The 26,797-nt window shown below is 70.5% G+C and carries 26 protein-coding genes and 1 tRNA gene; 11 read left to right on the top strand and 16 right to left on the bottom strand.

Annotated elements, in window-relative coordinates; genetic code table 11:
* The first annotated feature begins 76 nt into the window (after positions 1–76).
* Complete coding sequence (locus QRX60_RS17930) at positions 77–250, top strand: hypothetical protein (protein WP_286001917.1); 174 nt, start codon at positions 77–79, stop codon at positions 248–250.
* A 5-nt stretch (positions 251–255) separates the two neighbouring features.
* Here QRX60_RS17930 and mscL read toward each other — a convergent pair whose 3' ends face one another.
* The 4 genes from mscL to QRX60_RS17950 all read right to left on the bottom strand — a co-directional run bounded on the left by mscL (position 256) and on the right by QRX60_RS17950 (position 2,434).
* Complete coding sequence (gene mscL, locus QRX60_RS17935) at positions 256–669, bottom strand: large-conductance mechanosensitive channel protein MscL (protein ID WP_286001918.1); 414 nt, start codon at positions 667–669, stop codon at positions 256–258.
* A 28-nt stretch (positions 670–697) separates the two neighbouring features.
* Positions 698–1,327 carry an SAF domain-containing protein gene (locus QRX60_RS17940; RefSeq protein ID WP_286001919.1) on the bottom strand — a complete coding sequence of 210 codons (630 nt, stop codon included), beginning with the start codon at positions 1,325–1,327 and terminating at the stop codon, positions 698–700.
* A 130-nt stretch (positions 1,328–1,457) separates the two neighbouring features.
* A complete protein-coding gene (locus tag QRX60_RS17945) occupies positions 1,458–1,757 on the bottom strand; it encodes an FmdB family zinc ribbon protein (RefSeq protein WP_286001920.1) in 300 nt (99 codons plus the stop codon).
* 86 nt (positions 1,758–1,843) lie between these two features.
* Positions 1,844–2,434, bottom strand: coding sequence for a 5-formyltetrahydrofolate cyclo-ligase (locus tag QRX60_RS17950; RefSeq protein ID WP_286001921.1), 591 nt, complete (start codon positions 2,432–2,434; stop codon positions 1,844–1,846).
* Positions 2,435–2,458: 24 nt separating this feature from the next.
* Between QRX60_RS17950 and QRX60_RS17955 the strand changes: the two genes are divergently transcribed.
* The 5 genes from QRX60_RS17955 (at position 2,459) to QRX60_RS17975 (ending at position 6,435) form a co-directional block, all read left to right on the top strand.
* Positions 2,459–3,364, top strand: a complete 906-nt coding sequence (locus tag QRX60_RS17955) for a UTP--glucose-1-phosphate uridylyltransferase (protein WP_286001922.1) — start codon at positions 2,459–2,461, stop codon at positions 3,362–3,364.
* Positions 3,361–4,638, top strand: coding sequence for a molybdotransferase-like divisome protein Glp (gene glp, locus QRX60_RS17960; RefSeq protein ID WP_286001923.1), 1,278 nt, complete (start codon positions 3,361–3,363; stop codon positions 4,636–4,638). The genes QRX60_RS17955 and glp overlap by 4 nt, the downstream gene beginning before the upstream one ends.
* Positions 4,638–5,306, top strand: a complete 669-nt coding sequence (locus QRX60_RS17965) for a GNAT family N-acetyltransferase (RefSeq protein WP_286001924.1) — start codon at positions 4,638–4,640, stop codon at positions 5,304–5,306. Before glp ends, QRX60_RS17965 begins: the two co-directional genes overlap by 1 nt.
* Before the next feature lie 163 nt (positions 5,307–5,469).
* A complete protein-coding gene (gene sepX / locus QRX60_RS17970) occupies positions 5,470–6,309 on the top strand; it encodes a divisome protein SepX/GlpR (protein WP_286001925.1) in 840 nt (279 codons plus the stop codon).
* 53 nt (positions 6,310–6,362) lie between these two features.
* Positions 6,363–6,435 (top strand) — tRNA-Ala (locus QRX60_RS17975).
* 87 nt (positions 6,436–6,522) lie between these two features.
* Here QRX60_RS17975 and QRX60_RS17980 read toward each other — a convergent pair.
* Positions 6,523–7,404, bottom strand: coding sequence for a hypothetical protein (locus QRX60_RS17980; RefSeq protein ID WP_286001926.1), 882 nt, complete (start codon positions 7,402–7,404; stop codon positions 6,523–6,525).
* 164 nt (positions 7,405–7,568) lie between these two features.
* On the opposite strand from QRX60_RS17980, the gene QRX60_RS17985 reads away from it, so the two are divergent.
* Complete coding sequence (locus tag QRX60_RS17985) at positions 7,569–8,513, top strand: ATP-binding cassette domain-containing protein (RefSeq protein ID WP_286001927.1); 945 nt, start codon at positions 7,569–7,571, stop codon at positions 8,511–8,513.
* A complete protein-coding gene (locus QRX60_RS17990) occupies positions 8,510–9,250 on the top strand; it encodes an ABC transporter permease (RefSeq protein ID WP_286001928.1) in 741 nt (246 codons plus the stop codon). The genes QRX60_RS17985 and QRX60_RS17990 overlap by 4 nt, the downstream gene beginning before the upstream one ends.
* Here the strand turns inward: QRX60_RS17990 and QRX60_RS17995 are convergent.
* A complete protein-coding gene (locus QRX60_RS17995; RefSeq protein ID WP_286001929.1) occupies positions 9,234–12,350 on the bottom strand; it encodes a BTAD domain-containing putative transcriptional regulator in 3,117 nt (1,038 codons plus the stop codon). The genes QRX60_RS17990 and QRX60_RS17995 overlap by 17 nt on opposite strands.
* A 103-nt stretch (positions 12,351–12,453) precedes the next feature.
* On the opposite strand from QRX60_RS17995, the gene QRX60_RS18000 reads away from it, so the two are divergent.
* Entirely contained in the window at positions 12,454–13,665 is a 1,212-nt protein-coding gene (locus QRX60_RS18000) for a cytochrome P450 (RefSeq protein WP_286001930.1), read from the top strand.
* Between the two features lie 41 nt (positions 13,666–13,706).
* On the opposite strand, the gene QRX60_RS18005 is transcribed toward QRX60_RS18000, so the two are convergent.
* From QRX60_RS18005 to QRX60_RS18030, 6 genes are all read right to left on the bottom strand, one after another.
* Positions 13,707–15,071 (bottom strand): restriction system modified-DNA reader domain-containing protein, encoded by a 1,365-nt coding sequence (locus tag QRX60_RS18005; RefSeq protein ID WP_286001931.1) that lies wholly within the window; start codon positions 15,069–15,071, stop codon positions 13,707–13,709.
* A 5-nt stretch (positions 15,072–15,076) separates the two neighbouring features.
* A complete protein-coding gene (locus tag QRX60_RS18010) occupies positions 15,077–15,745 on the bottom strand; it encodes a hypothetical protein (RefSeq protein ID WP_286001932.1) in 669 nt (222 codons plus the stop codon).
* Entirely contained in the window at positions 15,742–16,689 is a 948-nt protein-coding gene (locus QRX60_RS18015) for a ParA family protein (RefSeq protein WP_286001933.1), read from the bottom strand. Before QRX60_RS18015 ends, QRX60_RS18010 begins: the two co-directional genes overlap by 4 nt.
* Before the next feature lie 110 nt (positions 16,690–16,799).
* A complete protein-coding gene (locus tag QRX60_RS18020) occupies positions 16,800–17,432 on the bottom strand; it encodes a DUF6308 family protein (RefSeq protein WP_286001934.1) in 633 nt (210 codons plus the stop codon).
* A gap of 52 nt (positions 17,433–17,484) precedes the next feature.
* Positions 17,485–18,357 carry an alpha/beta fold hydrolase gene (locus tag QRX60_RS18025; RefSeq protein WP_286003622.1) on the bottom strand — a complete coding sequence of 291 codons (873 nt, stop codon included), beginning with the start codon at positions 18,355–18,357 and terminating at the stop codon, positions 17,485–17,487.
* Between the two features lie 121 nt (positions 18,358–18,478).
* Positions 18,479–19,780 (bottom strand): cytochrome P450, encoded by a 1,302-nt coding sequence (locus QRX60_RS18030; RefSeq protein ID WP_286001935.1) that lies wholly within the window; start codon positions 19,778–19,780, stop codon positions 18,479–18,481.
* A 180-nt stretch (positions 19,781–19,960) separates the two neighbouring features.
* Between QRX60_RS18030 and QRX60_RS18035 the strand changes: the two genes are divergently transcribed.
* Both QRX60_RS18035 and QRX60_RS18040 read left to right on the top strand, forming a co-directional pair.
* Entirely contained in the window at positions 19,961–20,779 is an 819-nt protein-coding gene (locus tag QRX60_RS18035; RefSeq protein WP_286001936.1) for an SAM-dependent methyltransferase, read from the top strand.
* Between the two features lie 13 nt (positions 20,780–20,792).
* Positions 20,793–22,910, top strand: a complete 2,118-nt coding sequence (locus QRX60_RS18040) for a putative bifunctional diguanylate cyclase/phosphodiesterase (protein ID WP_286001937.1) — start codon at positions 20,793–20,795, stop codon at positions 22,908–22,910.
* Here the strand turns inward: QRX60_RS18040 and QRX60_RS18045 are convergent.
* From QRX60_RS18045 to QRX60_RS18060, 4 genes are all read right to left on the bottom strand, one after another.
* Complete coding sequence (locus QRX60_RS18045) at positions 22,859–23,770, bottom strand: DMT family transporter (protein WP_408630237.1); 912 nt, start codon at positions 23,768–23,770, stop codon at positions 22,859–22,861. The two genes, QRX60_RS18040 and QRX60_RS18045, sit on opposite strands and share 52 nt — an antisense overlap.
* Positions 23,771–23,896: 126 nt before the next feature.
* Positions 23,897–26,068 carry an MMPL family transporter gene (locus QRX60_RS18050; RefSeq protein ID WP_286003623.1) on the bottom strand — a complete coding sequence of 724 codons (2,172 nt, stop codon included), beginning with the start codon at positions 26,066–26,068 and terminating at the stop codon, positions 23,897–23,899.
* 112 nt (positions 26,069–26,180) lie between these two features.
* A complete protein-coding gene (locus tag QRX60_RS18055) occupies positions 26,181–26,429 on the bottom strand; it encodes a hypothetical protein (RefSeq protein ID WP_286001939.1) in 249 nt (82 codons plus the stop codon).
* On the bottom strand, positions 26,426–26,767 hold the full coding sequence (locus QRX60_RS18060) for an ArsR/SmtB family transcription factor (protein ID WP_286001940.1): 342 nt from the start codon (positions 26,765–26,767) through the stop codon (positions 26,426–26,428). Before QRX60_RS18060 ends, QRX60_RS18055 begins: the two co-directional genes overlap by 4 nt.
* Between the last annotated feature and the right edge of the window lie 30 nt (positions 26,768–26,797).

Genomic DNA, 26,797 nt, shown 5'->3' on the forward strand with positions numbered 1-26,797 from the left:
AGCGTGTCCGGGGACGGACGCGGCTTCGCCGTTCGCTCTGGAGTTGTCAATCACCGAGTCATGGGAGACTGAGGGCATGCCCGGGCAGAAGCGCGACCCCAAGACCAGCAGTGAGCAGCGCCGCCGGGTCGACGAGATCTTCGGGGACGTCCTGCCCGAGACGACCTCCGACGAACGCGACCCCGACCGGCGCACCGGGCTCCCGGACGACTGGTACCGGGAGAACCGGCCGCCACACCACGATCGCTGACCCGCTCAGTCGCGGCCGGTGCCACGCTGCGACTGAGCGCGCAGGAGGTCGCGGATCTCGATCAGCAGCTCGACGTCGGTCGGCTCGGACGGGCCCGGCTCCTGACCACGCTTGCGGCGCTCCTGAACGTGCTTCACCGGCAGCACGATGACGAAGTAGACGACCGCCGCGACGAGCACGAAGTTGATCGCCGCGTTGATCACGCCGCCGAAGTCCAGGAACGTGGCCTCGTTGTTGGCGAAGATCTGGTAGCCGAGGCCCTTCGCGGCGTCCGTGCCGCCGATCGTGCTGATCAGCGGCTTGATGAGACCGTTGGTGAACGCCGTGACGATCGCCGTGAACGCCGAGCCGATGACCACCGCGACGGCGAGATCGACGACGTTGCCGCGCATCAGGAAGTCCTTGAAACCCTTGAACAACTTGCTCTCCTCACGAACAGGGGGTGGGCTAGCGGAGAGTAACCGTTACCGGACGCTCCAGTGAAATCGCCGCCACCCTCGTTGCGATCGCGTCCGGGAGCCTCAGCAGCACCAGCGGCCCCTTCGCCGCGGACGCCTCCCGGTGCCCGACCGCCACCACCGTCGCGCCGTCGGCCAGCACGGACGCGGGCACGCCCGGTTCCGGCGCCGCGACGACGTCGACGTGCCCGCCGGGCTCCAGCAACTCGGCGACGCCGGCGTCGGCCAGGCGCACCGGCACCGTCGCCGTGCCGGGATCACCCGAGCCGGGGAGGGTCGTCGCCAGCCGGACGTCGGTCAGGGGTTCGCCGGCGCGGACGGCGCCCGCCAGCAGCCGGCCGTCGACGCCGTCCAGCGAGCTCAACGCACCCGCCGGACGTGCGGAATCCGGGAGGTCGGCCAGCCGGAGGTCGAGAGCGCGCAGACGCGCGCCGGAAGGGAGGTCGTGCGCCGCGACGACGGTCGGAGTCGTCGGCGCGCCCCGCGCGGAGCCGGGGTGTGCGAACAGCAGCGCACCGGCCAGCAGCAGGCCGGCGGCGAGCCAACGGCGGATGAGCCGTGTCCGCCGGCCCTGCAGCCGGGTCAGATCAGGAGTGCGGAACTTCGCCGCCACGTCCACGGTGCCCCCTCGGTCGGATCGGGTGCGGCGGTGTGCCGCACGAGATCGACGTTAGGGAGCCGGACGGACCGCCGGAAGGGCCGCGTCCGGCATCTGTGGACAACCGGGGTGTTGTGGACAACTTCGCCGGTCAGGAGGCCGCGGCGGTCGTTTTCGTCGTACCCGAGGAGGAGGATGCCGAGCTCGTGTCCGACTTCGTCTCCGTCTTGGTCTCGGTCTTCGCCGGGGTCGCGACGGTGCTCGACTTGGCCGAGTCGCGCGAGTCGGTGCGGTAGAACCCGCTGCCCTTGAAGACCACGCCGACCGAGCTGAACACCTTGCGCAGCGTGCCGGAGCACTGCGGGCACACGGTCAGGCTGGGGTCCGAGAACGACTGCACGGCTTCGAACCGGTGGTCGCATTCTTTGCAGGCGTACTGGTACGTAGGCACTGAGGGCTCCTTTGCTGGCACTCGTCCGACTAGAGTGCCAACCCGATTGTGCTGGAAAACATTCCCCGAAAGCAATTCCTGCTTGCTCACATCGGCAGGTCGAGCACGCCGCGAGCAGGGGTCAGGACCCCGCTCATGCGCACGTCGTGGGGTTCCCCGGGCAGCCGTTCGACCAGCTCTTCGTCCCGGACGACGGCCAGCAGCGTCGCGCCGGCCGCGGCGAACACCAGCGAGCGATCGTAGTGGCCGGCGCCCCGGCCGAGCCGGACGCCCCGGTGGTCGACGGCCAGCGCGGGGACCAGGACCAGCTCCGCCGCGCCCACGGCGTCGGTACCCAGGCGTTTTCCGCCGGGTTCGCGGATCCCGCGGAACCGGCTGGGCACGAGATCCGCCTCGCCCGTGTACTCGGCCCAGTCGAGCGGGCCCGGCACCGGCAGGATGACTGGGAGCAGCACCCGCGCGCCACCGGCCGCCAGCGCGTCGACGAGCGCCGTCGTGCCCGGCTCGGTGCCGAACGGCAGGTACGCGCACACCGTGCCGGATGTGACCTTCGACACCGCGCTGACCAGCGCCGACGCGTCCTGGGCGTGCGATTCGGCGGTCTGGTCCGCTCGCGCGCGCGTCAGCCGGGTGCGCCACTCCGCCTTGCTCAGGTGCTCATTGCCCAGCGCGTGCATGACCTCACGTTAGGCTCTGCGCCCATGACGGGCGCCGCAACCACCCAGACGTTCAGAACCGCCATCGTGCCGGCCGCCGGCCTCGGGACACGCTTCCTGCCGGCGACGAAGGCCGTGCCCAAGGAACTGCTGCCGGTGGTGGACACGCCGGGGATCGAGCTGGTCGCGGCCGAAGCCGCCGCCGCGGGGGCGGAACGCCTGGTCATCGTGACCTCGCCGGGCAAGGAAGCCGTCGTCAAGTACTTCGAAGCCCAGCCCGAGCTGGAGCAGAACCTGAAGGACAAGGGCAAGACGGAACTCCTCGAGAAGGTCCGCCGCGGGCCCGCGCTGCTCGCCGTCGAGACCGCCATCCAGGAGCAGGCCCTCGGCCTCGGCCACGCGGTCGCGCAGGCCGAGCCGAACCTGACGCCCGACGACGAAGCCGTCGCGGTGCTGCTCCCGGACGACCTCGTGCTGCCCACCGGCGTGCTCGAGCGGATGAGCGCCGTGCGGGCGCAGTTCGGCGGCAGCGTGCTCTGCGCGTTCGACATCCCGAAGGCCGAGATCTCGCCGTACGGCGTCTTCGACGTCACCGACACCGACGACGAAGACGTCAAGCGCGTGCACGGGATGGTCGAGAAGCCGAAGCCGGAGGACGCGCCGTCGACGTACGCCGCGGCCGGGCGCTACCTGCTCGATCGGGCGATCTTCGACGCGCTGAAGCGGATCACCCCGGGCAGCGGCGGCGAGCTGCAGCTGACCGACGCGGTCGCGCTGCTGATCGCCGAGGGACACCCGGTCCACGTCGTCGTGCACCGCGGCGGACGCCACGACCTGGGGAATCCGGGTGGTTTCCTGCGCGCCGCGGTCGATTTCGCGCTTGAAACGCCCGAGTACGGTCCATCTTTACGGGCGTGGCTGACGGAACGGATCGGGACAGATCGCCCATGACGGAATCCCTCGACGCGGCGCGGCCCGAGGTGGCCGGGGACGAGACCGAGCTGCGCTCGGTCGACGCGCAGATCTCGATGACCTTGGACGCCGCCGTCCGGCCCCAGCCGGTGCGCGTGGCGATCTCCGAGGCCCAGGGGCTGCTCTGCGCCGAGGAGGTGGTCGCCGAGCACGCGCTGCCCGGGTTCGACCAGGCCGCGATCGACGGTTACGCCGTGCGCAGCGTCGACGTGCGCACCGCCGGGCAGGAGCCGGTGCAGCTGCCGGTCGTCGGGGAGATCGCGGCGGGCTCGCGCCAGCCGCGGCGCCTGCAGCCCGGCCAGGCCGTGCGGGTCGACACCGGCGCACCGCTGCCGACGCTGGCCGACGCGGTCGTGCCGCTCGCCTACACCGACGGGCACCAGGCCCGGGTCACCGTGCACCGCTCGGTGCCCTCGGCGGGGTACGTGCGCCGGGCCGGCGAGGACGTCCAGATCGGTGACGTCGCGGTGCGCCGCGGCGACACGATCGGCTCGGCGCAGGTCGGCCTGCTGGCGGCGGTCGGCCGGGCGAAGGTCCTCGTCTACCCGCGGCCGCGGGTGTCGATCGTGTCGGTCGGCGACGAGCTGGTCGACATCGACCGGACGCCGTCGGTCGGGCAGGTCTACGACGTCAACTCCTACGCGCTCGCCGCGGCCGCCCGGGACGCGGGCGCCGAGGTCAGCCGGGTCGGCATCGTGCCGAGCGAGCCGAAGCGGCTGCGGGAGATCGTCGAGGGCCGGCTGCTGATGTCGGAGATCGTCGTGGTCGCGGGCGGCGCCGGGGGCGCCACCGGCGACGAGGTCCACGCCGCACTGTCCGACCTCGGCCGGATCGACATGACGCGGGTCGCGATGCACCCGGGCTCGGTGCAGGGGTTCGGCAGGCTCGGCCCGGACTCGGTGCCGACGTTCCTCATCCCCGGCAACCCGATGAGCGCGCTGGTCGTGTTCGAGGTGCTGGTCCGGCCGCTGATCCGGGCGGCGCGCGGGACGCGCAACCCGCACCGGCGGATCGTCGGGGCACGGCTGCTGTCGCCGATCACCTCGACCGAGGGGCGGCGCGGTTTCCTCCGCGGCCAGCTCCTGCGCGACGAGGCCAACGGCGAGTACCTGGTCCAGCCGCTCGGCCAGTCGGGGGCGCACCTGCTCGCGTCGCTGGCCGAGGCGAACTGCCTGATCAACGTGCCGGAGGAGCTGACCGACGTCCCCGCGGGCGAGCAGGTCCAGGTCACCTTCCTGGCACAACGGGCCTGATGAACTCCGTGTCGGGCGTGTCCTACCCGGTCGAAAGCCGGCACCCGGGCTGGCCGGCCCGGCTCGGCCCGCTGCGGGTGCCCGCCGGGGAGGTCGCGATCCGGCCGGTGCGGCTGCGCGACGCCGGCGAGTGGAGCCGGATCCGGCTCCGGGACCGGGCGTACCTCGAGATGTGGGAGCCGACCGGCGTCGGCCCGTGGCCCGAACGCAACGCTTTCTGGTCGTGGCCGTCGCAGTGGGCGGCGTTGCGTTCGCTCGCCCGGCGCGGTCAGTGCCTGCCGTTCACGATCACCCTCGACGGGCGGTTCGCCGGGCAGATCACGGTCGGCAACGTCATCCGGGCGTCGCTGCGGTCCGCCTGGATCGGCTACTGGGTGTCGTCCGAAGTGGTCCGCGGCGGGGTCGCGACGGCCGCCGTCGCCCTGGTCACCGACCACGCCTTCGGCCCGGCCGGGCTGCACCGGCTGGAGGCCACCGTGCGGCCGGAAAACGTCGCCAGCGTGCGGGTTCTCACCAAGGCCGGCTACCGGCAGGAGGGCCTGTTCGAGCGCTACCTCGACGTCGCGGGCGCCTGGCGGGACCACTACTGCTTCGCCGTCACGCGCGAGGAGACCGGGGCCGGGCTGGTGTCGCGGCTGGTCGCGTCGGGCCGCGCCGACCACGTCTGACGGGCATTACCCACCCGGGTCCGTGAGCGCGTTACCACATGCTGTGAGATTCACCTAATCCGGTGAGGCATTTCCGTGATCCAACCCGGCGAGCCTCCGTCCGATCTGTTACTCCTGTGACTAGCGTGATTTCAGGTGGAAGGATCGGGGGAGGTGACGGGAGATGCCCAGCTCCGTGATCATCGTCGCGCTCGCCGCGGCATGGCTCGTCGTTCTCGTGCCCATGGTCGCGCGCCGACGGCAGCAGGTGGCCCGTACGGCTGACTCCGCGCTGGCGGCCAGGGTCGTACGCAGTGGACGCAACGAAGACCGGGAGGAATTCGCCATGTCCGAGGAGTCCGTCAAGTCCCGGCCTTCGGTCGAGGACGACCTCGCGGAGCTGGAAGCCGATCTCGAGCTCGATGACGACCTCGAGGAACCGGAGCCCGAACCGCTCCCGCAGCCGTCCCGCGCCGAGCGGGCCGAACGGGCCGAGCGCGAGCGAGCCGGCTACCGCCCCGGCCGCGGCGGCTTCGACCCCGAAGCGGCGGAGATCGCCGCACGCGCGAAGTACAGCTTCCGGCAGCGCGTCGTCGTCATCCTGCTGGTGATCGCGGTCGCCACCGCGGCCGTCGCCGGCTTCCTGATCCCGCTGGCCTGGTGGGGCCACGGCGCGATCGACGTCGGGCTCGTCGGCTACCTCGTGTACCTGCGCCGCCAGGTGCGGATCGAGGAGGAGATCCGGCAGCGCCGCCTCGCGCGTTTCAACAGCACTCGTGCGCCTCGCCGCCCGGCCCCGCGTCCGGCGGTGGAGGACCCGATCGAGGACGACGACCCGATCGAGGAGACCGAGCACGTCGAGGTGGTCGAGCCGGTCCGCCGCGAGGTGGTCGAGCGCCGCCCGTCCCCGACTTCGCGCGTTCGCCGGAGCGCGGTGGTCGTGGATCTGGATGACGAGGACCCGGCGTTCGAGGAGCTCGACGAGCCCGGGACCGGGCCTTACCGGCGGGCGGTCGGAGAGTGACCCCCTCCGCGAAGTGCTCGTAGGGCACTGCTAAGCTCTACGAGCACAACCAAGGGGCTGTAGCGCAGTTGGTAGCGCGTCTCGTTCGCATCGAGAAGGTCAGGGGTTCGATTCCCCTCAGCTCCACGTTCTGAAAGGCCCGCACTCGCGAGAGTGCGGGCCTTTTTGTTGCGTGTGTCCCGTGTTGGCGGTCAGGTCGAGGATCCCCTTGGCTTACGTACAGGCCGTGCCCTCGCCGTTGATGCCCCAGCGCACCGAGCCGTCGTCTGCTCGTTCGTGGCTGATCGTCACCGTGCCCAGCGTCCGGCTTGTGCCGTTCTCTTCGAGGTGGATCGACATCGGCCATGACCCGACCGTTGCGCCGCTCGGCAGACCGACCATCTGCTGGTGGACGGAACCCGCGCTGCCTTCGGGCCGGGGGCTCGGTGCGGCCTCCGCGGCCGGCCAGCCGACGCCGAGGTCGCCGGCCACGAGAGTGACGTTCGAGCCGCTGTAGCCCGACGACACCGCCGTTTCCACGCACATGTCCGGCTCGTCGCGGGCGGGGCCCGGGTCGACGTTGAACGTCACCAGGCCGCGCAGGGTGTCCATGATCGCCGCGCGCTTGCCGACGTACACCGCCGCCTCGCCGCCGGCAGTCCGCACTGTCGTGGTCACGAAGTCTTGTGGCCCCACTGGACTGAGATGAGAGCGCGTTGGGGTGATCGGTGGTGCCGGAGGAGGTGTACTCGGCGAGGACGTCTCTGGGGTCGGGGCCGGCTGCGGGGAGCTGGTCGCCGATGGGAAGGTCGGGACTGTCGGCCGGCCGTCCCACCGCGGCAGCTCGCTCTGGCCGGCTTTCCCCTCTGCTTCGAAGCGGCTCTCGATCTCCGTGTGGAAAAAAGAAAACACGATGCTGGCGAAGCCGAGCAATACCAAGAACAGGGCCAAAACGATTCTTGCTGGTGCGTCGAGCTTGAAGATCCCGATCGTGAGCCCCACGGTTCCTTCCGTGCGGGCGTCGCGTCTACCTGCGACAACCGTGATCGCGATCGCCAGGCCGAGCGCGAGAAGCACGCAGCCGATGGTGGTAAAAGGCCACAGCACGTCATTCATTCGATCTCCACATCACGACGGGTTTCGCAAGAAGAACCTGTCGTGAAAGGCGGCTCGTCACCGATTGTTGTTACTGAGGCGCGCGATGATGAGACTGAGCCGTGACAGGCGCCGTGTCAGGTCGGGGTCAGGTCCGTGTCAGGGCGGGCGGTCACAGTCCTCCCATGACGACTTCAGCGATCACCGCGACGGGGCTGCGAAAGTCCTACCAAGACAAAGTCGTGCTCGACGGCATCGACCTGGATGTGGCCGCCGGCACCGTTTTCTCGCTGCTCGGGCCGAACGGGGCCGGGAAGACCACCACCGTCAACATCCTCACCACCCTCGCGAAGGCCGACGGCGGGAGCGTGCGCGTCGCCGGGCACGACGTCGATCGCGAGGCCAAGGCCGTCCGGAAGGCCATCGGGGTCACCGGGCAGTTCGCCGCCGTCGACGAGCTGCTCACCGGGCAGGAAAACCTGCAGCTCATGGTCGATCTCAGCCCGGTCGGGGACGGCAAGCGGGTCGTCGGTGAGCTGCTGGAGCGGTTCGAGCTGACCGAGGCGGCGCGCAAGCCCGTCTCGACCTACTCCGGCGGCATGCGCCGGAAGCTCGACCTCGCCATGACGCTCGTCGGGGACCCGCGGATCATCTTCCTCGACGAACCGACCACCGGCCTGGACCCGCGCAGCCGGCGCACCATGTGGACCATCGTCAAGGACCTGGTCGCCGACGGGGTCACCATCTTCCTCACCACCCAGTACCTCGACGAAGCCGACCAGCTGGCCGACGGGATCGCGGTGCTCGACCGCGGGCGCCTGGTCGCCCAGGGCACGCCCGGCGAGCTCAAGCGCCAGATCCCCGGCACGCACGTCCGGCTCCGGTTCACCAGCGTCGCCGAGCTCGACGCGGCCGCGCGGGTCATCACCGGCTCCAGCCGGGACGACGACGCCCTCACCCTGCGCGTTCCCGGCGACGGCGGCACGAAGTCGCTGCGGAACCTGCTCGACCGGCTCGACGAGTACGCCATCAACGCCGAAGAGTTCTCCGTCCACACCCCCGACCTCGACGACGTCTTCCTCGCCCTGACGGGCCACACCGTGTCCAACTCGGAGGTAGCAGCGAAATGAGCGCCCAGACCGTCATGTTGCGCCGCAACTTCAAGCACATCGCCCGGAACCCGACTTCGGTGTTCAACGCGGTCCTGATGCCGATCGTGATCATGCTGATGTTCGTGTACATGCTGGGAGACGCCTTCGACGTCGGCGTGAACTACGTCGACTACGCGACGCCCGGCCTGATGCTGCTCGCCATCTGCTACGGGCTCGGCGCCACCGCGACGTCGGTCAACTCCGACATGACCAAGGGCATCATCAACCGGTTCAAGGTCATGGACGTCTCGCGCGGCGCGGTGCTGACCGGGCACGTCGTCGCCAGTGTCCTGACGAACGTCGTCGCCATCGCCGCTCTCGTCGGGGTGGCGTTCGCGCTGGGATTCCGTCCGCACGCGAGCTTCCTCGACTGGCTCGGCGTGCTCGGCATGGTGCTGCTGCTCGCCTTCGCGGCCGGCTGGCTCACCGTCGCTTTGGGACTGTTCGCCAAGTCCCCGGAGACGGCGGGCCTGGCTTCCGTGCCGCTGGTCATGCTGCCGTTCTTCAGCAGCGCGATCGCCCCGGCGGACAAGATGGGCCCGGGCCTGCGGCAGTTCGCGGAGTACCAGCCCTTCACGCCGATCATCGAGACCGTGCGTGGGTTGCTCAACGGCACGCCGTCCACCGGGTATGCGATCACCGCCGTGGCCTGGTGCGTGGGTATCGCCCTGGCCGGCTACTTCTGGGCCCGGTCGACGTTCACGAAGCGAGCGTGACTTCGGCCAGCTCGCGCCAGTTCGCTCCCGTCCCCTCCTGAATCGCCTCGGTGAACTTCGTGTCACCGAGGCGATTCCGCGTGGCCCGCTCGATCCGGGCCGCGTCCGGGTGGGAATGATCCGTCAGGCCGCGCACGCCCGCGCTCGCCGCGAGCAGCCGCGCGGCTTGTTCGTACTCTTCCTTGCGCAGAGCCAAGTCCGCGATCCCGACGAGGACCTGCGCGATCATGGGGGCGGTCCCCGTCTCCGACGCCGCCCGGAAAGCCGCGGCGCGGTGGTCACGGGCCTCACCGAGATCCTCGGCGAGGTAGCCGAGCAGGTCCTGGGTCGTCACCTGGACGTTCGCCCGCTCGGCCGCCTTGCCCAGTGTCGCCGTTGCGATGTCGAGCTGCCGGCGTGCCTCTACGGCGTCGCCGCTCCAACGGGCGAGATCCGCCTTCGCCAAGGCCAGCTCGGTCAGCGCTTCCGGCCAGGCGACCCGTTCCGCGAGCCGCTGCGCGTCGGCCATGGCGGACGCGCTGGATCCCTCGTCGCCCGCCAGCCAGTACAGCTGGGCCTGCCGCGCCCGCATCCGGACGGCGTCCTCGACGGCGCCGACCTCGGTGACGACGACGATCGCCTGTTCGTAGTGCTCGCACGCACCGGCGAACTCGCCGCGCATGGCGATCCGGTCGGCCAGCTCGGTCAGCGCGAACGACGTCCCCCAGCGTTCGCCGAGCGCGCGGAACTCGGCCAGCGCCGTCTCGAGGAAACCGTCCGCCTCCTGCTCGCCGGTCCCGAGCTGGATCCGCATCTTGCCGAGCTGCAGGCGGGCGAGAGCGCGGACCCAAGGGTCGTCGTCGGACAGCAGCGGTTCCCACGCGGCCAGGAACGCGTCCGGGGCCTGCAGCATGCGTTCCAGCGCGGCGACCAGCGACACCGCCGGGTGCGGGCGCGGGATGTGCCTGCTGAGCTCGTGCACCTGGTGGATCCACTCCGCCGCCTGGAACTGGTCGCTTTCCCGGCCGGACGTGAGGAACCCCGTGACGAACGCGTACACCGTGGCGCGGATTTCGCCGGTCACTTCGCCGGGCACGGCGGTGGCCGCCATGAGCAGCTCGTTGCCCTCGGTCTTGTGCCCGGCGAGCCACCAGTACCAGCCGGCGGCCGCGGCGAGCCGCATCGCCCCGGCCGCCTCGCCGGCCGCGAGGGTCCCCCGCATCGCGGCGACGATGTTGTCGTGTTCGGCGTCGAGGGTGGCGAGCCACTTCAGCTGGTCGGCCCGGCGCAGGTGCGGTTCCGCGGTTTCGGCGAGTTCGGTGAAGTACGCGAGGTGCGCCTGACGCGCCGCATCCGCGTCACCCGCCTCGGCGAGCCGCTGCTCGGCGTACTCCTTGATCGTGCCGAGCATCCGGTACCGCGGTGCCTGGTCGCCTTCGGTGACCACGAGCGACTTCTCCGCCAGCGCGGTCAGCAGCTCCTCGGCCGCGTCGCTCGCGCAGACCCGCTCGGCCGCTTCCAGGCTCGCGCCACCGGCGAACACCGAGAGCCGGCACAGGACGGCGCGTTCGTCGTCGGAGAGCAGCTCCCAGCTCCAGTCGATCACCGCGCGCAGCGTCCGGTGCCGCGGCAGCGCGGTGCGGCTACCGCCGGTCAGCAGGCGGAACCGGTCGTCGAGCCGGTTGGCGAGCTGATCGAGGGACATCGTCCGCAGCCGGGCCGCGGCGAGCTCGATGGCCAGCGGCATCCCGTCCAGTGCCCGGCAGACGCGGGCCAGCGTGGACAGCGCGGCGGTGTCGCCCGCGAGGTCCGTGCGCACCGCCCCGGCGCGGTCGCGCAGCAGCTGGACGGCCGGCGCGGCCGCGATCTGGTCCGGGTCGGCGTCCTCCGCGGGCAGGACCAGCGGCGCGACCGGCCACAGCGCCTCGCCGGTGATGCCCAGCGGCTCGCGGCTCGTGGCGAGGATCCGCAGGCGGCGGCACTCGCCGAGCACACGGTGGGCGAAGGCCGCCGCGGACTCGATCACGTGCTCGCAGTTGTCCAGGACCAGCACCAGATCCCGGTCGCGGACCGCCGCGATGACCCGGTCCGTGGGCTCCGCGTCCGGTGCGTCGCCGAGCAGCGCGTCCCGCAGCTTGAGCGCCGACAGCGTCGCCTGGGCGACGTCGCCGTCCGCGCCGATGGGCGCGAGCTCGACCAGCCAGGCCCCGTCCGGCAGGTCACCCAGCATCGTGCGCGCGGTTTCGGTGGCCAGCCGAGTCTTCCCCGAGCCGCCCGGCCCGACCAGGGTGGTGAGCCGGTGCCCGGCGACGAGCTCGCGGACCGCGGCGATGTCCGCGTCCTTGCCGACGTAGCTGGTCAGCTCGGCCCGCAGGTTGGTCGTCCGGGTCTCCTCCCGCCGGCCCAGCTCGCCTCGCAGCAGCGCGACGTGCAGTTCGGACAGCTCCGGCGACGGGTCGACGCCCAGCTCGTCGGCCAGGGTCTCCCGCAGGCGCTCGTACACGAGCAGCGCTTCGGAGTCGCGGCCGCTCGCGACGAGGGCCCGCATCAGCGCGCCGACCAGCCGTTCCCGGACCGGGTGCGCGGCGACCAGGTCGGTCAGCTCGGTGACCAGCTTCACCCCGTGGCCGCGGCCGATCTCCGCGTCGAAGCGGTCCTCCAGGGCCGCCAGGCGCAGGCCCTCGAGCCGGGTGACCGCCGCGTCGAACGCCGCGCTCTCCTGCAGACCGACGTCCTGCATGGCCGCGCCGCGCCACAGCGCGAGGGCTTCGCGCAGCCGCCCCGGATCGTCGTCGTCGCGGGCCTGGGCGACGAGGCGTTCGAACCGCACGGCGTCGACGGCGTCGGGCTCCACGATCAGCCGGTAGCCCGCGGGCTTGCCCTCGACGGCGCCGTCCGGCAGCACCTTCCGCAGCCGGGATACCAAGCGCTGCAACGCGTTCGCCGCGTCGGCGGGCGGGTTCTCGCCCCAGATCCAGTCGACGAGCGTCGCCTTCGGCACCACACGACCCGGCTCGAGCGCGAGAGCGATCAGCAGTCCGCGCAGCCGGGCGCCCGGCACGTCGGCCGGAACGCCGTCGTCCGCGCGAACTTCGAATGACCCCAGTATCCCGATCTGCACCAGGCCGATCATGCCACGGGCCCGCGGGTGTCCGGGCCGTGTCAGCGCCGTGTCAGGTCTCCCGGTGATCGTGGTCGGCACACCCACCACGAAAGGACCTCCGATGAGCCAGACGGTCGACATCCCGCACGGTCTTCCGATGGAGCGTGACGCGGGTCCCTTCGACCCGCCCCGCGAGATCACCCGGCTGCGCGAGACCCGCCCGGTCAGCCCGCTGGTGTTCCCCGACGGGCACGAGGGCTGGCTCGTGACCGGCTACGAGGCGGTCCGCCAGATGATGGCCGACACCCGGTTCAGCTCGCGGCTGGACCTCGACGTCGTCCACGTGCCGTACGAGACGCCCGGTATGCCCGTCGCGACCGAACCGTCCCCGCAGCTGCCGGGCATGTTCATCGCGATGGACCCGCCGGACCACGGCCGGCTGCGCAAGCGGCTCACCGGCGCCTTCACCGTGAAGCGGATGAAGCAGCTCGAAGAGCACATCGCCGAGATCGTCGAGCGGCAGCTGGACCACCTGGCGCGGCCGGCCCCGCCGGTCGACCTGGTCAAGGAGTTCGCGCTGCCGGTGCCGTCGCTGGTGATCTGCGAGCTGCTCGGCGTCCCGTACGAGGACCGGGACAGCTTCCAGGCCAATTCAGCTCAGTTCATGGTCCGGGACCAGACGCTCGAAGAGAAGATGGGCGCGTACGTCGCCCTGAACACGTATCTGTCCGAACTGGTCACGCGCAAGCGTTCTTCGCCGGACGAGGACATCCTGTCCGATCTGGCCCGCCACGAGGACCTCACGATCGAGGATCTGACCGGGGCCGCGTTCCTGATGCTGATCGCGGGCCACGAGACGACGGCGAACATGCTGTCGCTCGGCACCTTCGCGCTGCTGGAGCACCCGGCGGAGCTTGCTTCGCTCACTGCTGATCCTTCGCTGATGCCGGGTGCCGTGGAGGAGCTGCTGCGGTTCCTGTCCGTCGCGGACATCTTCTTCCGCTACGCGACGGAGGACCTTTCGCTGGGCGGCGAGACCATTCCCCAGGGGTCGACCGTGGTCGTCTCGCTGCTGGCCGCCAACCGCGACCCGCAGCGCATCTCGGATCCGGACGTCCTGGACATCCGGCGGAACGCACGGGGACTCCTGTCGTTCGGCCACGGCGTGCACCAGTGCCTGGGGCAGCAGCTGGCGCGCATCGAGATGCGCGCCGGGTTCGAGGGCCTGCTGCGCCGGTTCCCGTCTCTCCGGCTCGCCATCCCCGCCGGAGAGGTGAAGCTCCGGACCGACATGAACATCTACGGTGTTCACGAACTGCCGGTCACCTGGTGAGCTTCGGGCCGTGGCACGCGAGAAGGATCCCTTCTCGCGTGTCACGCCGGATCGCGGTACTGGTGCAGAAGGCTGTTGAAGAACCGGAGTTTTTCGATGGTGTCCTCGGACACCGGGTCCGGGTGGAAGTGCATGACGCTGTTGCGGATCACCCGGATTTCGTCGAGCCGGTCGATGAAGACCTGCCGGTCGAGCGGCCAACCCAGTTTGTCCCAGACCTCTCGGTTGGCCAGGATGCGTTGGTAGTCACCGAAGCCGAGTTCGGTGAAGTTCTTGATCGTCCTGCTGCACAGCGGTTGGACGGTCGGCAGGTCCACCGCGCGGCTCAAGATCCATCGCAGCGTCTGGTCCAGCTCGCCCAGCTGGAAGAACGGGGTGGCCATCTCGCCGTAGCGGTGGGCCACGTCCGCCGTCGTGACGATGCCCTTCACCTCCCTGCTCACGTTCGTCACGAACACGAACTCGCGTTGCTGCAGCGTGGGGAGCACTTCGAAGAGGTCGCGGTCGTAGGTGACGACCTCCACGTGGGTGTCGATCGCGTCGGAGACGCTCGCGTCGGCCTTCTGGTGCGTCGCCTGGGCGATCGAGCGCCAGGTCACGGCACCCCGCACGCTGCGAGGGCCGTTCAGGACGGCGAGCTGCGAAAAGTCGTTGAGGAGCATCTTCGTGATGGCCTCGTCGAGCGAGCTGTGCGGATTCACGGACACGACACCGTCGAGCGGAGTCAGGTTTCCCACGGTGAGGCGGACGTTCAAGTCACTGCCGCCTTCGTAGTCGACCGACGGCTCCGTCGGCGGGGTCTCTTCCGGCTCGTCCCGGGGCGTGGTCAGCGTGACCACCGTGTCCAGGGTCACCGCCCGGAAGCTGGGTGAGGTCACCAGTCCGTGGTTGGCGAGGTCGGCTTCGATCTGGCCGACCTGGTCGCCGCGATCGGTCGCCTTCCAGATCCCGAGCAGTTCGCGGACGGAGATGCGCTCGGGGTCGTCCTGGTCGGCGCGGCCGCGGGCCTGCCGAAGCCGCTCGTGAACGCGCTGCCGCTCTTGGTCCTCGTTCTGCTGGTGCACCGCGGTCGCCGCCGTCGAGATCGCCCGGTCGAGGAGTTCCTGGCGCACGGCGTCGAGCAAGCGGTCCTGGTCGACCACCACCCACGCTCGCCAGCCGTCGACCGCCCGCATCCCGGCCGCCACCATGGCCGCGCGCGAGGGAGAGCGGAACTCTTCGCCGTCGGGCTCCAGCCGGATCCGGCCCTTGTCGGTCACCGTCGCGTCGTAGGTCACGCCGATTCGGTTGCGCTTGAACCGGAGTCTCGCCCCCGCCTGGATCAAGCCGGCGTCCAGCAGGTCCGAAACCATCACCCGGCGATTGCCGAGCAGGTACATCGAGCGGCCGCCGGACTCCTCGGCCACCGGGGTCACCACTTCCGCAGCCCGGCGAACTTGCGCCGGGCGCCGATCGCCTGCTTGAGCACCCGCTTCTCGAGTTCCGTCTGGCTCAGCCGGGTCACGCGCGTGAGCTGCAGCTCGGCGGCGACGGCCAGCAAGGCGTCCCGATCGAGGTGCTGGTCATCCAGGTAAGCCGCCCCCGCCTCCTCGGTCTCGAGGTCTCGCAGGTGCGCGGCGATGGCGACCACCTCGACGTCCGATCCCGGCCCTTCGACCTTCTCGGGGACTTCGATTTTCGGACTGTGGTCGACCGGTGCTTCCGCACTCGCCTCGGTCCGGTCGGGTCCGTGGTTCGCCAGCAAGGCGATGAGGTCGTCCTTGGCGAGCTTGCTGTAACCGCGCATACCGATCGACCGAGCCACCTCCCGCAGCCCCTTCACCGCCAGCTTGGCCGAATTCAGGTAGAGCCGCCGCTCGTCCCCGGAAGGCAGCTTCGTCAGATCTTGCGCCACCTGCAACGGGTTGGAAGAAGGTGTCACGGGCTTGGGGGCCGGAGGCGGGGGCGGTGCCGCGTCGGCGCCGACGACGGCCAGCTGCGCCGAGCCGCTGGCGATCGCCTGCAACGTCGCCTCGTCCTGTCGCTCCAAGAACGCGAACAGCCGGGCCTGCAGGGTGACGAAGCTCTTCAGGTCGCTCACCGGTGCTCACCCGGCTTCAACCCGAGCGCGCCCAGTACTTCGTCGGCCAGCTGGTCGAACTCCCGGACCACCTCGTCGCGGCCGGCGGCCCGCAGCATCGCCGGCACACCACTCTCGCCGGCGTCCCCGAAATGGCGAGGGCTGTTGCGGATCTTGCTGTCCAGGACGGGAACCTGCGAGTTCAGCCGCACTTCCTCGATGTACGTGTGCTGGGCGAGAACGACCTGTTGCGAATAGATCTGCACCATGGTGAAGACGACTCCCAGGAGGCCGGGGGCGATCGGACGGTGCCCCTGGTCACCGCCTTTGTGGTGGACGTAGTCGTTGAACTGCTCCACCAGCGTCGTCAAGTTGCCGACCAGGTACTCGAGCCCCAGCGTCGACAGGTAGTCCGCTTTGGCCGGCACGAGGACCTGCTCGCTGGCGACGATCGCCGTCTTCGTGACGAGGCCGAAGTTCGGTGCGCAGTCGATCAGCACGAGGTCGTATCCGGCGAACTGACCGTTCGCGAGGGCACGTCGCAGGCAACCGTGCAGATCGAGGAACTTCCGCTTCGACCCCTCGAGGGTGGTGGCGCCGCCCAGCCGGGCGGCGAGTTCGAGGTCGATGTCGATGAGGCCGAGGTGCGAAGAGATGAGGTCGACGCATCCACCGGTGTCGCCGAGCACGGTGTTGACCCGCCCCGGCGTGACGACGAGGTCGGCGAGGGACGTCTCCCGTCCGGGCAGTTCGTCTTCGTACCATCGTTTGATCGTGCGGCCGGTGTCCTTCAGCTGGTGGTGCCACTCGTCGATCGAGTAGAACGAGAAGGTCAAGTTCGTCTGCGGATCCAGGTCGATGAGGAGAACTCTCAAGCCGCGACTCGCCGCGACCGCACCGAGGTTGGCCGTGAGCGTCGTCTTGCCCACGCCGCCCTTGTAGTTCATGACCGCCACGACCCGCATACGCATCTCCCCGTGGTCTCGTGCCCGACGACCTTCGCAGCCGTGAGCCTGAATCGACGAGGGATGTGCGCGGACTGTCACCAAGCTGTCAACAATGTGGCTGATCGGCTTCAGGCGTGCGCCCGGGCCCGCATCCACAGCACGACGTCGAGGCACCTCAGCAGGCTGATGTCCGTGATGCCGCCCGCCTCCCTGCGCAGCTCCTCCACCGCGGTTGCCCGGGCCGGGTCCGCGTGGAACCAGCTCCACAGGCAGTGCCACTCGCTGCGCGGCGCCTTCAGTACCGCCTTGACGCGGCTGTCGTAGACCGGGACCAGCTGCGGGCGCTTCCTGGCGAGGAGCTTGGCCGCGGTGACCGGGCGGTGGCCGCCGCCGCAGCTTCGGATCAGGTCCCAGAGGAGGAAGGCCGGTGCCTCCCGATCGTAGGTCGACCAGGCGGTCGCGTGCATCGGGACGTTCACCGGAATCTGCTCGAGCAGGGTCCTGATCTGGTAGGCGTGGGTCATCGTCGTGTCGATGGCGACGTCGGCGAGGCTGGTGATGCTGAGGAAGTTGAGCGCGAGGACGTCGGCTTCCGTCACCGTGTTCGCGACCGGCGGATCGTCGCCGCCGCCGGCGAAGCGTTCGAACCAGCGGCCGGTGTAGCGCTCGAAGTAGCGCCGGAGGGCCGCCAGTGACTCGTCCCGGTGCGTACCGCGGACGCAGCGGTCCAAAAGGTCGTGCTGGTGGGCGTAGTCGATCATGGCGGGCGCTCCCCTCGTCGCCGGATGAGGGTCGCGCTCGTGACCTTGGTTGTTACGACAGCGTTTTCAGCCAGTTTCCCACCACGCCGAAGTACGTCGGTGCGTTCGGGGCGTAGTTGATCGCGTGGCCGTAGCCGTTCAGGATGTACGTCTGCAGTTGCGGGGTGCCGAAGAACGGCGCTTCCGAGGCTCGCAACGCCTCGGGGGACGAACAGTCGCTGCCCAGCGTTCCGCAGAAGTTCGGGTCGTCGCCGACCACCAGCAGGACCGGGGCGGTGATCTGCTGGGACGCCGGGGTGACCACGGTCGTCAGCGTGAGGCTGTCCACCGCCTCGGTCGCCGCGAAGACGTCCTTTGTGGACTCGTCGTAGGCGATCGCGGCGGTGTCGTAGGGGCCCGGGGTGTGGAAGGCCGCGTAGCGGGTGCCCGGGTCGGTGGTGAGGTAGCCCGCGTCGCGGCCGGGCACGGCCGGATCCAGCGGGGCCGGGATCATCTGGGCCATCGTGGGGATCACCGAGACCAGGTTCATCCGGTGCGTCATCCCGGTGACGAGCACGCCGTCGACGTCGCGGTAGCGACCGGCCTCGATCATCGCCATCGCCGAGCCGATCGAGTGGCCGCCGACGACCACCTTCGCGAACCGCGGGCGCACCGCCTGGACCACGTGGTGCGCCGCAGTCGCCTGGACGGACGCGCTCAGCAACGTGCTCAACGGTTTCGAGCTCTGCCCGGTGCCGAGGCGGTCGAGGGCGAGGGTCGCGATCCCCGCCTGGTTCACCGCCAGGCGGAACGACCGGGTCTCCGGCGTGTAGCCGATGTCCCAATAGGACGCGTTGTACGTGCCGCCGGGAATCAGGACCACGACGGTCGACGCCCCGGCCGGGGTGCACAGGCGGCCGTGCATCGTCTGCGGCAGGAGCGCCACCGTGACCGGGACGTACAGGTCCTCGCAGGTCGCCGCGTAAGCCGGGGCGGGCACGAACAGCGTGGCCGCGAACAGCACGAGGACAGCACAAATTCGGCGTAGCACGGGGAAAGACCTCCAACTAGCGACGGGGGACAGCCGCCATCGGCAGGCTGTCCGGGTAGGCGGCGGAGGTGAACTTCACGCGCACCGGCCGGCCCGGGACCGGGACCAGCCGCCACCGCGCGGCCACCGTGGCCACCGTGATGACGATTTCGTTCTGGGCGAAGCGGTTTCCGATGCACTGGCGCCCGCCCGCGCCGAACGGGATGAACGCGCCCTTGGGCAGCTGTGCGGCCCGCTCGGGTGCCCAGCGATCGGGGTCGAACCGGTCCGGGCCGGGGTGCGACGCGGGGTCGTGGTGCAGGGCGTGCGGGCTGACGATCACCTCGGCGCCCGCCGGGATCCGCGTGCCGCCGAGGTCGACCTCCTCGAGCGTCCGGCGCATCAGCATCCAGAGCGGGTAGCAGCGCAGGACTTCGTCGACCACCTGCCGGACGTAGGTCAGTCGGGCGATGTCGTCGATCGCGACCGGACGCCCGCCCAGCACCTCGTCGACCTCGGCGTGCACCCGGGCCTCGACGTCGGCGTGGCGGCCGAGTTCGTGGAACGTCCAGGACAGCGCCAGCGCGGTCGTCTCGATGCCGGCGGTGAGGAGGGTGAGCACTTCGTCGCGGGCCTGCTCGTCGGTCATACCGGCCAGCAGGAGCGTCGAAAGCAGGTCGCCGCGGTCGACGCTCTCGGTGCGCCAGTCGCGGATGACCTCGACGACGATGTCCTGCATGCGCCGGATGGCCTCGTCGAACCGCCGGTTCCCGGGCACCGGCAGGTTTTCGACGAACTTCGGGGACAGCGCGCGAATCATTCCCTGCTGGATGATGAGGTAAATGGACCGGCGCGCTTCGTCGACCGCCGCTTTCCCGATTTCCGTGGAGAACAGGGCCTCGCCGACGATCGTCACCGCGAGCCCCTGCAGGTCTTCGTCGAGCGGCCGGACTTCGCCCGGCCGCCACGAGTCGCTCAGCTCCGTCGCCGCGCGCGTCATGATCCCGGCGTACGCGGCCAGGCGGTCGCGGTGGAACGCCGGCTGCATCAGCCGTCGCTGCCGGAGGTGGAAGTCACCGTTCGAAAGCACCAAGCCATTGCCGACGAACGGCTTGAACTTGTCGAACATCACGCCCTTGCGGAACTTCGGTCCCGCCGTGACCAGCACTTCGTGGGCCAGCCGCGGGCTCGTGATGAAGTACGCGGGCATCGGGCCGAGGTGGATTTTGACGATTTCCCCGTGTGCGTGCAGGGAATCGGTGAATGCGGAGCGTCGCCGCAGCAGTGCCGGAGTGTGCCCGAGAAAAGGCCACCGGCCCGGAGCCACCGGCACGGTCATGCGGACTCCTCGTTGCGCCATTGTGTGGATTTCCCGAGGCGACGGCCTACGGTAGGCGCGTCCGGCGGTACGGGACAGTGCCCGATCGGGTGGTGTGCGCTCACGCGGATGGCGCAGTCGCGGGCGCATCCGGAATCGCTAGGCTCTTTCCGGTCCGACGCGGCTGAGAAGGTGTTTTGCGTGACACGATCACCGGAATGGGTTCCACCGGGTGTCGATATCTCCGTGCCCAGCATGGCGCGCACTTACGACTTCATGCTCGGCGGCAATCACAACTTCGCCGTCGATCGCGCGGTGGGCGAGCAGATCGAGCGCGCGATGCCCGGGCTGCGTGACGCGGCGCGCGTGAACCGTGCGTTTCTCGGGCGCGCGGTGCGGTTCATGGCCGGTCAGGGCGTCCGGCAGTTCCTCGACATCGGCTCCGGTATCCCCACGGTGGCGAACGTGCACGAGGTCGCCCAGGACCAGGATCCGGACTGCCGGGTGGTGTACGTCGACCGCGACCCGGTGGCCGTCGCGCACAGCGAACTGATCCTGGCGGGCAACGATCGTGCAGCGATCGTGCAGGCCGATATGCGGGACCCGGAAAAGATTTTCGATGCACCGCAGGTGCGCGGTCTGCTCGACTTCGAAAAACCGATCGGGCTGCTGATGCTGCTCATGCTGCACTGGGTCCCCGACGAATCCGGCCCGTTCGACCTCGTCTCGCGCTACGGTTCGGTGCTGGCACCGGGGAGCTTTCTCGCGATCACCCACGTCACCGGTGATCATCAGGGCGAAAATCTCGAAGAAGCGACCGAAGTGATCAAGGAAAGCCGCAGTCCCGATCAAGTGACGCTGCGGACGCACGCCCAGGTGTCCGAGCTCTTCGCCGGGTTCGAAATCGTCGAACCGGGGCTGGTCGGCTGCGGCGAATGGCGGCCGTCCGGGCCGGCGGACATCTCCGCCGCGGCCGCGATGAACATGCTCGTCTACGCCGGAATCGGCCGCAAGAACTGAACGGGCACCACGCATGCCGATGATCGACGAACTGCCGGAGCAGCCCTCGGGCCTCGACCCGGAACGCGCGCGGACCGTGCTCGCCCGGAAATGGGCCTACTTGCTCAGCGGCGTGACCGTCGTTTCGCTGAGCCGGGAGCTGCTCGACGACGAACTGCGCGGAATGCTCGACACGCTGGTCGGTTCCCTGTGCGGCACGTCCGCGGAGACGGTTCCCGCCGAGCGGATCGGCGCGCGGCTGGTCGGGCTCGGCTACGTCGGCGAGCCGGGCCTGCGGTGCACCCTCGACGTCCTCGGGAAGGGCCTGCCGGCGCTGCCCGAACTGCGGGCGGTGAACCGCCTCACCGAGCGGATCGTGCTGACGCTGGGCGCGCTCTCCTGCGGTTTCCTGCTCGCGCACGAGCGCAGCGTCCTCGACCAGCAGGAGATCATGCACCTCTCGCTGCTCAAGGCGGTGCGGGACGCGCAGTGGCACTTGAAACAGAGCGAAGCCCGCTTCGACGAGGTGGTCACGTCGTCCGCGAGCGGCATCGCGCTGGTCGCCCTCGACGGCCGGATCGTGCGCGCGAACGCCGCGCTGGCCGAGATGCTGGGGCACCCGGCCGGCGAGCTGACCGGAACGCTGGTGGCCGACCACGTGCACCCGGAGACCGTCGAGGTTCTCCGCGAGGCGATGACGGCGCTGGTCGACGGCGGCAAGGAGCGGGTCCGGCAGTCCCAGCGGCTGCTGCGCAAGGACGGTGACGTCGCGCGCATCTCGCTCACCGCGTCGCTGCTGCGCGACGCCGAGGACCGGCCCTGCCACTTCGTCGTCGTGGTGGAGGACGGCACCGAGCTGATGCTGCTGCAGGGCGAGCTCAGCCGCCAGGCCCTGCACGACGTGCTGACCGGCCTGCCGAACCGCCAGTACTTCGGCACCCACCTCGAGGCGGCGCTCCGGCGCGCCGACCCGGAGTACGGCGTCACGCTCTTCCACGTCGACCTCGACGCGTTCGGCATGATCTGCAACAGCCTCGGCCGCCGCGTCGGCGAACAGCTGCTGGTGCACTTCGCGCAGCGCCTGAAGGCGGTCATGGTCCGGGAGAAGGCCATGATCGCGCGGTTCTACGCCGACGAGTTCGGCATCCTCGTCGAGAACACGGCGACGACACCGGGCATCGACTCCATCGTGCGCGCGATCAACGACGAGCTCGCCGAGCCGTTCTTCGTCGACGGACACGGGCTCACGCTGTCGGCCAGCGCGGGCGTGGTGCACCGGCCGGCGAAGGACATCGACCCGGCGGAGCTGCTGCGCGCGGCCGACCAGACGCTGCGGCGCGCCAAGGTGCGGCGGCGCGGCCAGTGGAAGATGTTCGACCGGGAAGCCGACGCCGCGGACCGGCGGACGCAGGCACTGGCCGTCGGGATGGCCGGTGGCTGGGAGAACGGCGAGATCGGCGTGCGCTACCGGCCGCTCGCGCGGCTGGCGGACGGCGGGGTCGCCGGGTTCGAGGCCCGCCTGCACTGGGACCGGCCGGACGAGCGGCCGCTGGCGCACGAACGCTGCGCGGAACTCGCCGACTCGACCGGGCTCGTGCTGCCCCTCGGGGACTGGCTGCTGCGCGCGGCGGGCCGGCAGGGCACGTGGTGGCGGCAGCGCGCGGGTTCCCGGCTGCCGGTGGTCGCCGGGCTCACCGGGCACCAGATGTCGGACGAAGCCCTCGGCACGCGCGTGACGCGGATGCTCGCGGACACCGGCCTGCCGCCGGAGCAGCTGATGCTCGGCGTCCCGGTCGGAGCGCTGCCGGTGCCCGGCGTCCTCGAGAACGTCACCGCGCTGGCCGACCGCGGGGTCCGCGTCATGCTCGACGAGTTCGGGCTGGGGCCGGACGACCTGCGGGCGGTCGAGGACCTGCCGGTCGACATCGTCCGCGTCGACCGCCGGCTGGCGGAGTGGCAGGCGTGGTCGGACTCGACGTTCCTGGGCGCGCTGGTGCCGCTGGTCCGGCAGGCCGGCGCCACGCTCGTCGTCGACGGGATCCACACCGAAGACCAGGCCGGCTGGTGGAGCAAGGCCGGCGCGGAGCTGGGCACGGGCGACTACTTCGGGGCCGCCAGGCCACCGGGCGAGCTCGCCGGCACCTTCACCTGAGCCGGCCACCGGGTCAGGCCGACCGCGGCCAGCACGATCACCATGCCGCCGACGACCCGGGGCGTCAGCGGTTCGCCGAGGACGAGCGCGCCGAGCGCAACCGACACCACCGGGAGCAGGTAACCGACGGTCGCGGCGGCCGTCGGGCCTTCGTCGGTGAGGACCCGGTAGTTGAGGTAGAAGGTGATCCCGGTCCCGAAGACGCCGAGGATCGTCACCGCCACCACCGCGGTCAGGTTCAGGTGCGGGGCCGCGCCGGACACGGGGAGCGCCAGCGCGGTGAGCGCGGTCGCCGTCATCAGCTGGGCGGCCGAGAGCGCGAGCGGCGCGCCGCCGGGCGGCAGCTTCCCGGCCATGTAGGCGAACGCGATCGCGTAGCTGAGGCCGGCGCCGAGCAGGGCGAGTGCGCCACCGCTCAGCAGGCCCGACTGGTGCCACGGCGCGAAGATCACCAGCACGCCGGCGAAGCCGAGGGCCAGCCCGAGCAGCCGGGCCGGGCCGAGGCGGCGGTCCGTGCCGAGCAGGACGCCGATCAGCAGCGACCACAACGGCGTCGTGGCGTTCATGACGCCCGCGACGCCGGAGTCCACCGTGCGTTCCCCGATGCCGAAGAGCGCGAACGGCAGGGCGTTGCAGAAGAACGCGGCGACGACCAGCCTGCCCCACGTCCGGCGGTCGCGGGGCAGGCGCTGGCCGGTCCCGACGGCCATGGCCAGCAGCGTCAGCGCGCCGAGCGCGCAGCGGACCAGCGTGAGGTGGACGGGGCTCAGCCCGGTCAGGGCCAGCTTGATCCACAGAAAGCCCGAGCCCCACAGGAGAGCCAATACCGCGATGCGCACCCAACCAGTCACACTGTCCACCGTGCCGAAAGTGATCTGTCAGGACAAGTGAAGAGTTCTGGAGTGATCTTTAAGGTCTGCTACATCGCGAGGGCAACGCCGCCCAGGGTCGTGAGTGGTTAGGGCGGTTCTAACCGCCCTAACCACTCACGACCGGCCTGCGCGACCACGGCCGCCGTGAGGGGCCCTGACCTCGTGCGGCGGCCTTTTCGCGTCCTGGATCAGGCGGTTGCCGGAAGTGCGAACCGGGGCTTCGGGTGGCCAGAGCCGGTCGCCGAGCAGGGCCAGCGCCGCGGGCAGGAGCACGCCGCGCACGAGCGTCGCGTCGAGCAGGATCGCGACCGCCATGCCGAGCCCGAGCATCTTGTACTCGATCGCGGCGAGGCTCAGGAAGATGCTGAACACCCCGGTCATGATCAGCGCGGCACTCGTCACGACGCCGGAGCTGCGCGCGGTGCCCTCGACGATCGCCTCCCGCGCCGAACCGCCCGCGAGCCGGCGTTCCCCGATCCGGCTGAGGATGAAGACGTGGTAGTCGGTGCTCAGCCCGAACAGCAGCACGAACAGGAACATCGGCAGCCAGCCCAGCACGCCGCCGTAGGGCGTGAAACCCAGTAGCGGCGCGAGAAAACCGTCCTGGAAGACCAGCGTGAGCACACCGTAGGCCGCGCCGGCCGAGAGCAGGTTGAGCAGGATCGACACCGCCGGTACCGCCACCGACCGGAACACGGCCAGCAGCAGCACGAACGCGAGCAGCAGGATGAACCCGAAGACGTACGGCGCTCGCGCGAGCACCTGCGCGGTGAAGTCGTGCGCCTCGGCGGTCCGGCCCGCGACAGCGAAGTGGACACCGTCCAGGCCGCCGATCGCCTGGGGCAGCAGGGTTTCCCGCAACGCCGTCAAGGACCGGTCGGCCGCTTCGTCGTTTCCGGTGCCGCCGAGCGGGATCCGCACGACGAGCGCGTCGCCCACCGGGACCACGACCGCCGGCTTCGGTGTCCGGGCGGTGAGTTCGCCGATCGCCCGGCGGACCGCGGGGGTGTCGACCGGGCCCCGGTCGCTCCACAGGACGACGTGCGCGGGCATGGTGATCCCGGGGAAGGCGTCCTGGACGCGCGCGGCCGCGCCGATCACCGCGACGCTGTGCGGCAGGCTCTCGGCCGGGGCCGGGTCCTGCAGGCGGATTCCGGCCGCGGGCAGGGCGAGCAGGACCAGCAGCCCGGCGGCGACCCCGGTCCACAGCGCCGGCCGCCGCGTCACGGTCGACGCGACCCCGGCCCAGAACCGCGAGCGGGTGCCGCGCTTGCCCAGCCACGGGATCCGGAGACGGTCGACGCGGGTGCCGAGCAGCGAGAGCGTCGCGGGAAGCACGGTCACCGACGCCAGCACGGCCAGGCCGACGACGAGGATCGTGCTGACGGTCAGGCCGCGGAGGTTGTCGAGCCCGGTGAACAGCAGGCCGGTCACGCACAGCGCGACGGTCAGCCCCGACACGACGATCACGTGCCCGGACGTCCGGGCGGCGATCCGGATCGACTCCTCGACGCCGTGCGCGCGTTCCTCCCGGACGCGGCGCAGGAAGAACAGCGAGTAGTCGACGCCGACGGCCATGCCGATCAACAACGTCATCGACGAAGTGGCGCTGTTGACCGGAATCCAGTTGTCCACTGCGGACAGGAAGCCGAACGTGGCGAGCACCGTGGTGCCCGCGAGCAGCACCGGGATCGCGGCCGCGACCAGCGAGCCGAACACGGCCAGCAGGATCAGCAGGGTGAGCGGCAGCGAGCGGGTCTCGGACCGCCCGATGTCCTCCTTGATGCTCTTGTCGACCGCGCCGGACACGCTGAGGTCGCCGGCCTGCGCGAGCCGGGCGTCCGGGTGGCGGGCGGCCACCGCGTCGACGGCCGCGGTCGCCGTCGCGAGGTTCGCCCGGATTTCCGAGCCGGTACCGAGGATCCGGAAGGTGACCAGGCCGGACCGGCCGTCGGCGGAGACCTGGGCCGGGTCGTCGAGCGGGGAGCGGATGTCCGCGACCGCGCCGGACGTCGTCAACGTCGTCACCAGGTCGGTGACGGCCGGGGAATCCCGTGGTACCAGGACGTTCTCCCAGAGCGGTGCGCGGGAGGCCTGGCGGTCGAGCGCCGCTTGGCCGGTTCCGGCGTCACCGGCGGGGCTCGACCGCGCGTCGGTGCCGGGGGCGAACGTGCCGATGACCCAGGCGAGCGCGACGAGCGCCAGCCAGCCGAAGATCGCCGCGGCGCGGTGGTGCGTCGACCAGCGCGCGACGCGTTCGACCACGGGCGTGCCTGCAGGCAGCATCAACTAAAGTCCTTCCGTGAAGGAGTGATCCGATGAGAGCTCGCCCTCGGGCGAGTGGGTGCTTCTTCCTCCTGGGCCGCCGAGTTGCCGCTCGGCGGTCCAGGGCCTCAGGTCAGTCGACCTCCTTGAGCACGCGTTCGATGGACCGCAGCCGGTCCTGGACGTCGTGCAGCCGCCGTTCGGTTTCTTCCTGCGTCCGGACGGCTTTCTCGGCGAGGCTCCGGTATTCGTGCTCCCGGGCGAGGGTGGCCTTCGCGCGCCAGGTCGAGGCCAGCTGCACGATCGCGATCGACAGCACGACGGTGATCAGGACGAAGACCCCGGTCACGCCGATGATCTCCTGCCACTGGTGCCAGTTCATGTCCGTCCCTCCTCGCCGTCCCGCTGGACGGATTCCGGTGTGGTCAGCGTCGGCACGGCGGCCGCGATCGTCTCCGGCGTCAGCACGACGGAGAACGGCGTGAGCTCGTAGAACCGCAGGGTCTTGCCGTCTTCGCCGACCTCGAAGCTGGCCTCGACCAGGCCCGCGGCTTCGAGCTTGCGCAGGTGGACCTGCAGCAGCGCGCGGCTGATCCGCAGCTCGCGCGCGAGCTTGCTGACATAGGTGCGCTCGGCGCGCAGGGCGGCGACGATCCGCAGCCGGTGCGGGTTGCCGAGGGCACCCAGCTGCCGCAGGAGCTCGTCGCCCGTGGTCCACATGCCAACAAAAGTTAGCAGGTGGTCGGCCGA

The sequence above is a fragment of the Amycolatopsis mongoliensis genome (assembly GCF_030285665.1).
GTDB classification, from domain to species: domain Bacteria; phylum Actinomycetota; class Actinomycetes; order Mycobacteriales; family Pseudonocardiaceae; genus Amycolatopsis; species Amycolatopsis mongoliensis.

Coding starts and splice junctions, on each gene's coding strand:
- QRX60_RS17930 (WP_286001917.1), top strand. CDS start 77: ATGCCCGGGCAGAAGCGCGACCCCAAGACCAGCAGTGAGCAGCGCCGC.
- QRX60_RS17950 (WP_286001921.1), bottom strand. CDS start 2,434: ATGCACGCGCTGGGCAATGAGCACCTGAGCAAGGCGGAGTGGCGCACC.
- QRX60_RS17955 (WP_286001922.1), top strand. CDS start 2,459: ATGACGGGCGCCGCAACCACCCAGACGTTCAGAACCGCCATCGTGCCG.
- glp (WP_286001923.1), top strand. CDS start 3,361: ATGACGGAATCCCTCGACGCGGCGCGGCCCGAGGTGGCCGGGGACGAG.
- QRX60_RS17965 (WP_286001924.1), top strand. CDS start 4,638: ATGAACTCCGTGTCGGGCGTGTCCTACCCGGTCGAAAGCCGGCACCCG.
- sepX (WP_286001925.1), top strand. CDS start 5,470: ATGCCCAGCTCCGTGATCATCGTCGCGCTCGCCGCGGCATGGCTCGTC.
- QRX60_RS17980 (WP_286001926.1), bottom strand. CDS start 7,404: ATGAATGACGTGCTGTGGCCTTTTACCACCATCGGCTGCGTGCTTCTC.
- QRX60_RS17985 (WP_286001927.1), top strand. CDS start 7,569: ATGACGACTTCAGCGATCACCGCGACGGGGCTGCGAAAGTCCTACCAA.
- QRX60_RS17990 (WP_286001928.1), top strand. CDS start 8,510: ATGAGCGCCCAGACCGTCATGTTGCGCCGCAACTTCAAGCACATCGCC.
- QRX60_RS18000 (WP_286001930.1), top strand. CDS start 12,454: ATGAGCCAGACGGTCGACATCCCGCACGGTCTTCCGATGGAGCGTGAC.
- QRX60_RS18015 (WP_286001933.1), bottom strand. CDS start 16,689: ATGCGGGTCGTGGCGGTCATGAACTACAAGGGCGGCGTGGGCAAGACG.
- QRX60_RS18020 (WP_286001934.1), bottom strand. CDS start 17,432: ATGATCGACTACGCCCACCAGCACGACCTTTTGGACCGCTGCGTCCGC.
- QRX60_RS18030 (WP_286001935.1), bottom strand. CDS start 19,780: ATGACCGTGCCGGTGGCTCCGGGCCGGTGGCCTTTTCTCGGGCACACT.
- QRX60_RS18040 (WP_286001937.1), top strand. CDS start 20,793: ATGCCGATGATCGACGAACTGCCGGAGCAGCCCTCGGGCCTCGACCCG.
- QRX60_RS18050 (WP_286003623.1), bottom strand. CDS start 26,068: ATGCTGCCTGCAGGCACGCCCGTGGTCGAACGCGTCGCGCGCTGGTCG.
- QRX60_RS18055 (WP_286001939.1), bottom strand. CDS start 26,429: ATGAACTGGCACCAGTGGCAGGAGATCATCGGCGTGACCGGGGTCTTC.
- QRX60_RS18060 (WP_286001940.1), bottom strand. CDS start 26,767: ATGTGGACCACGGGCGACGAGCTCCTGCGGCAGCTGGGTGCCCTCGGC.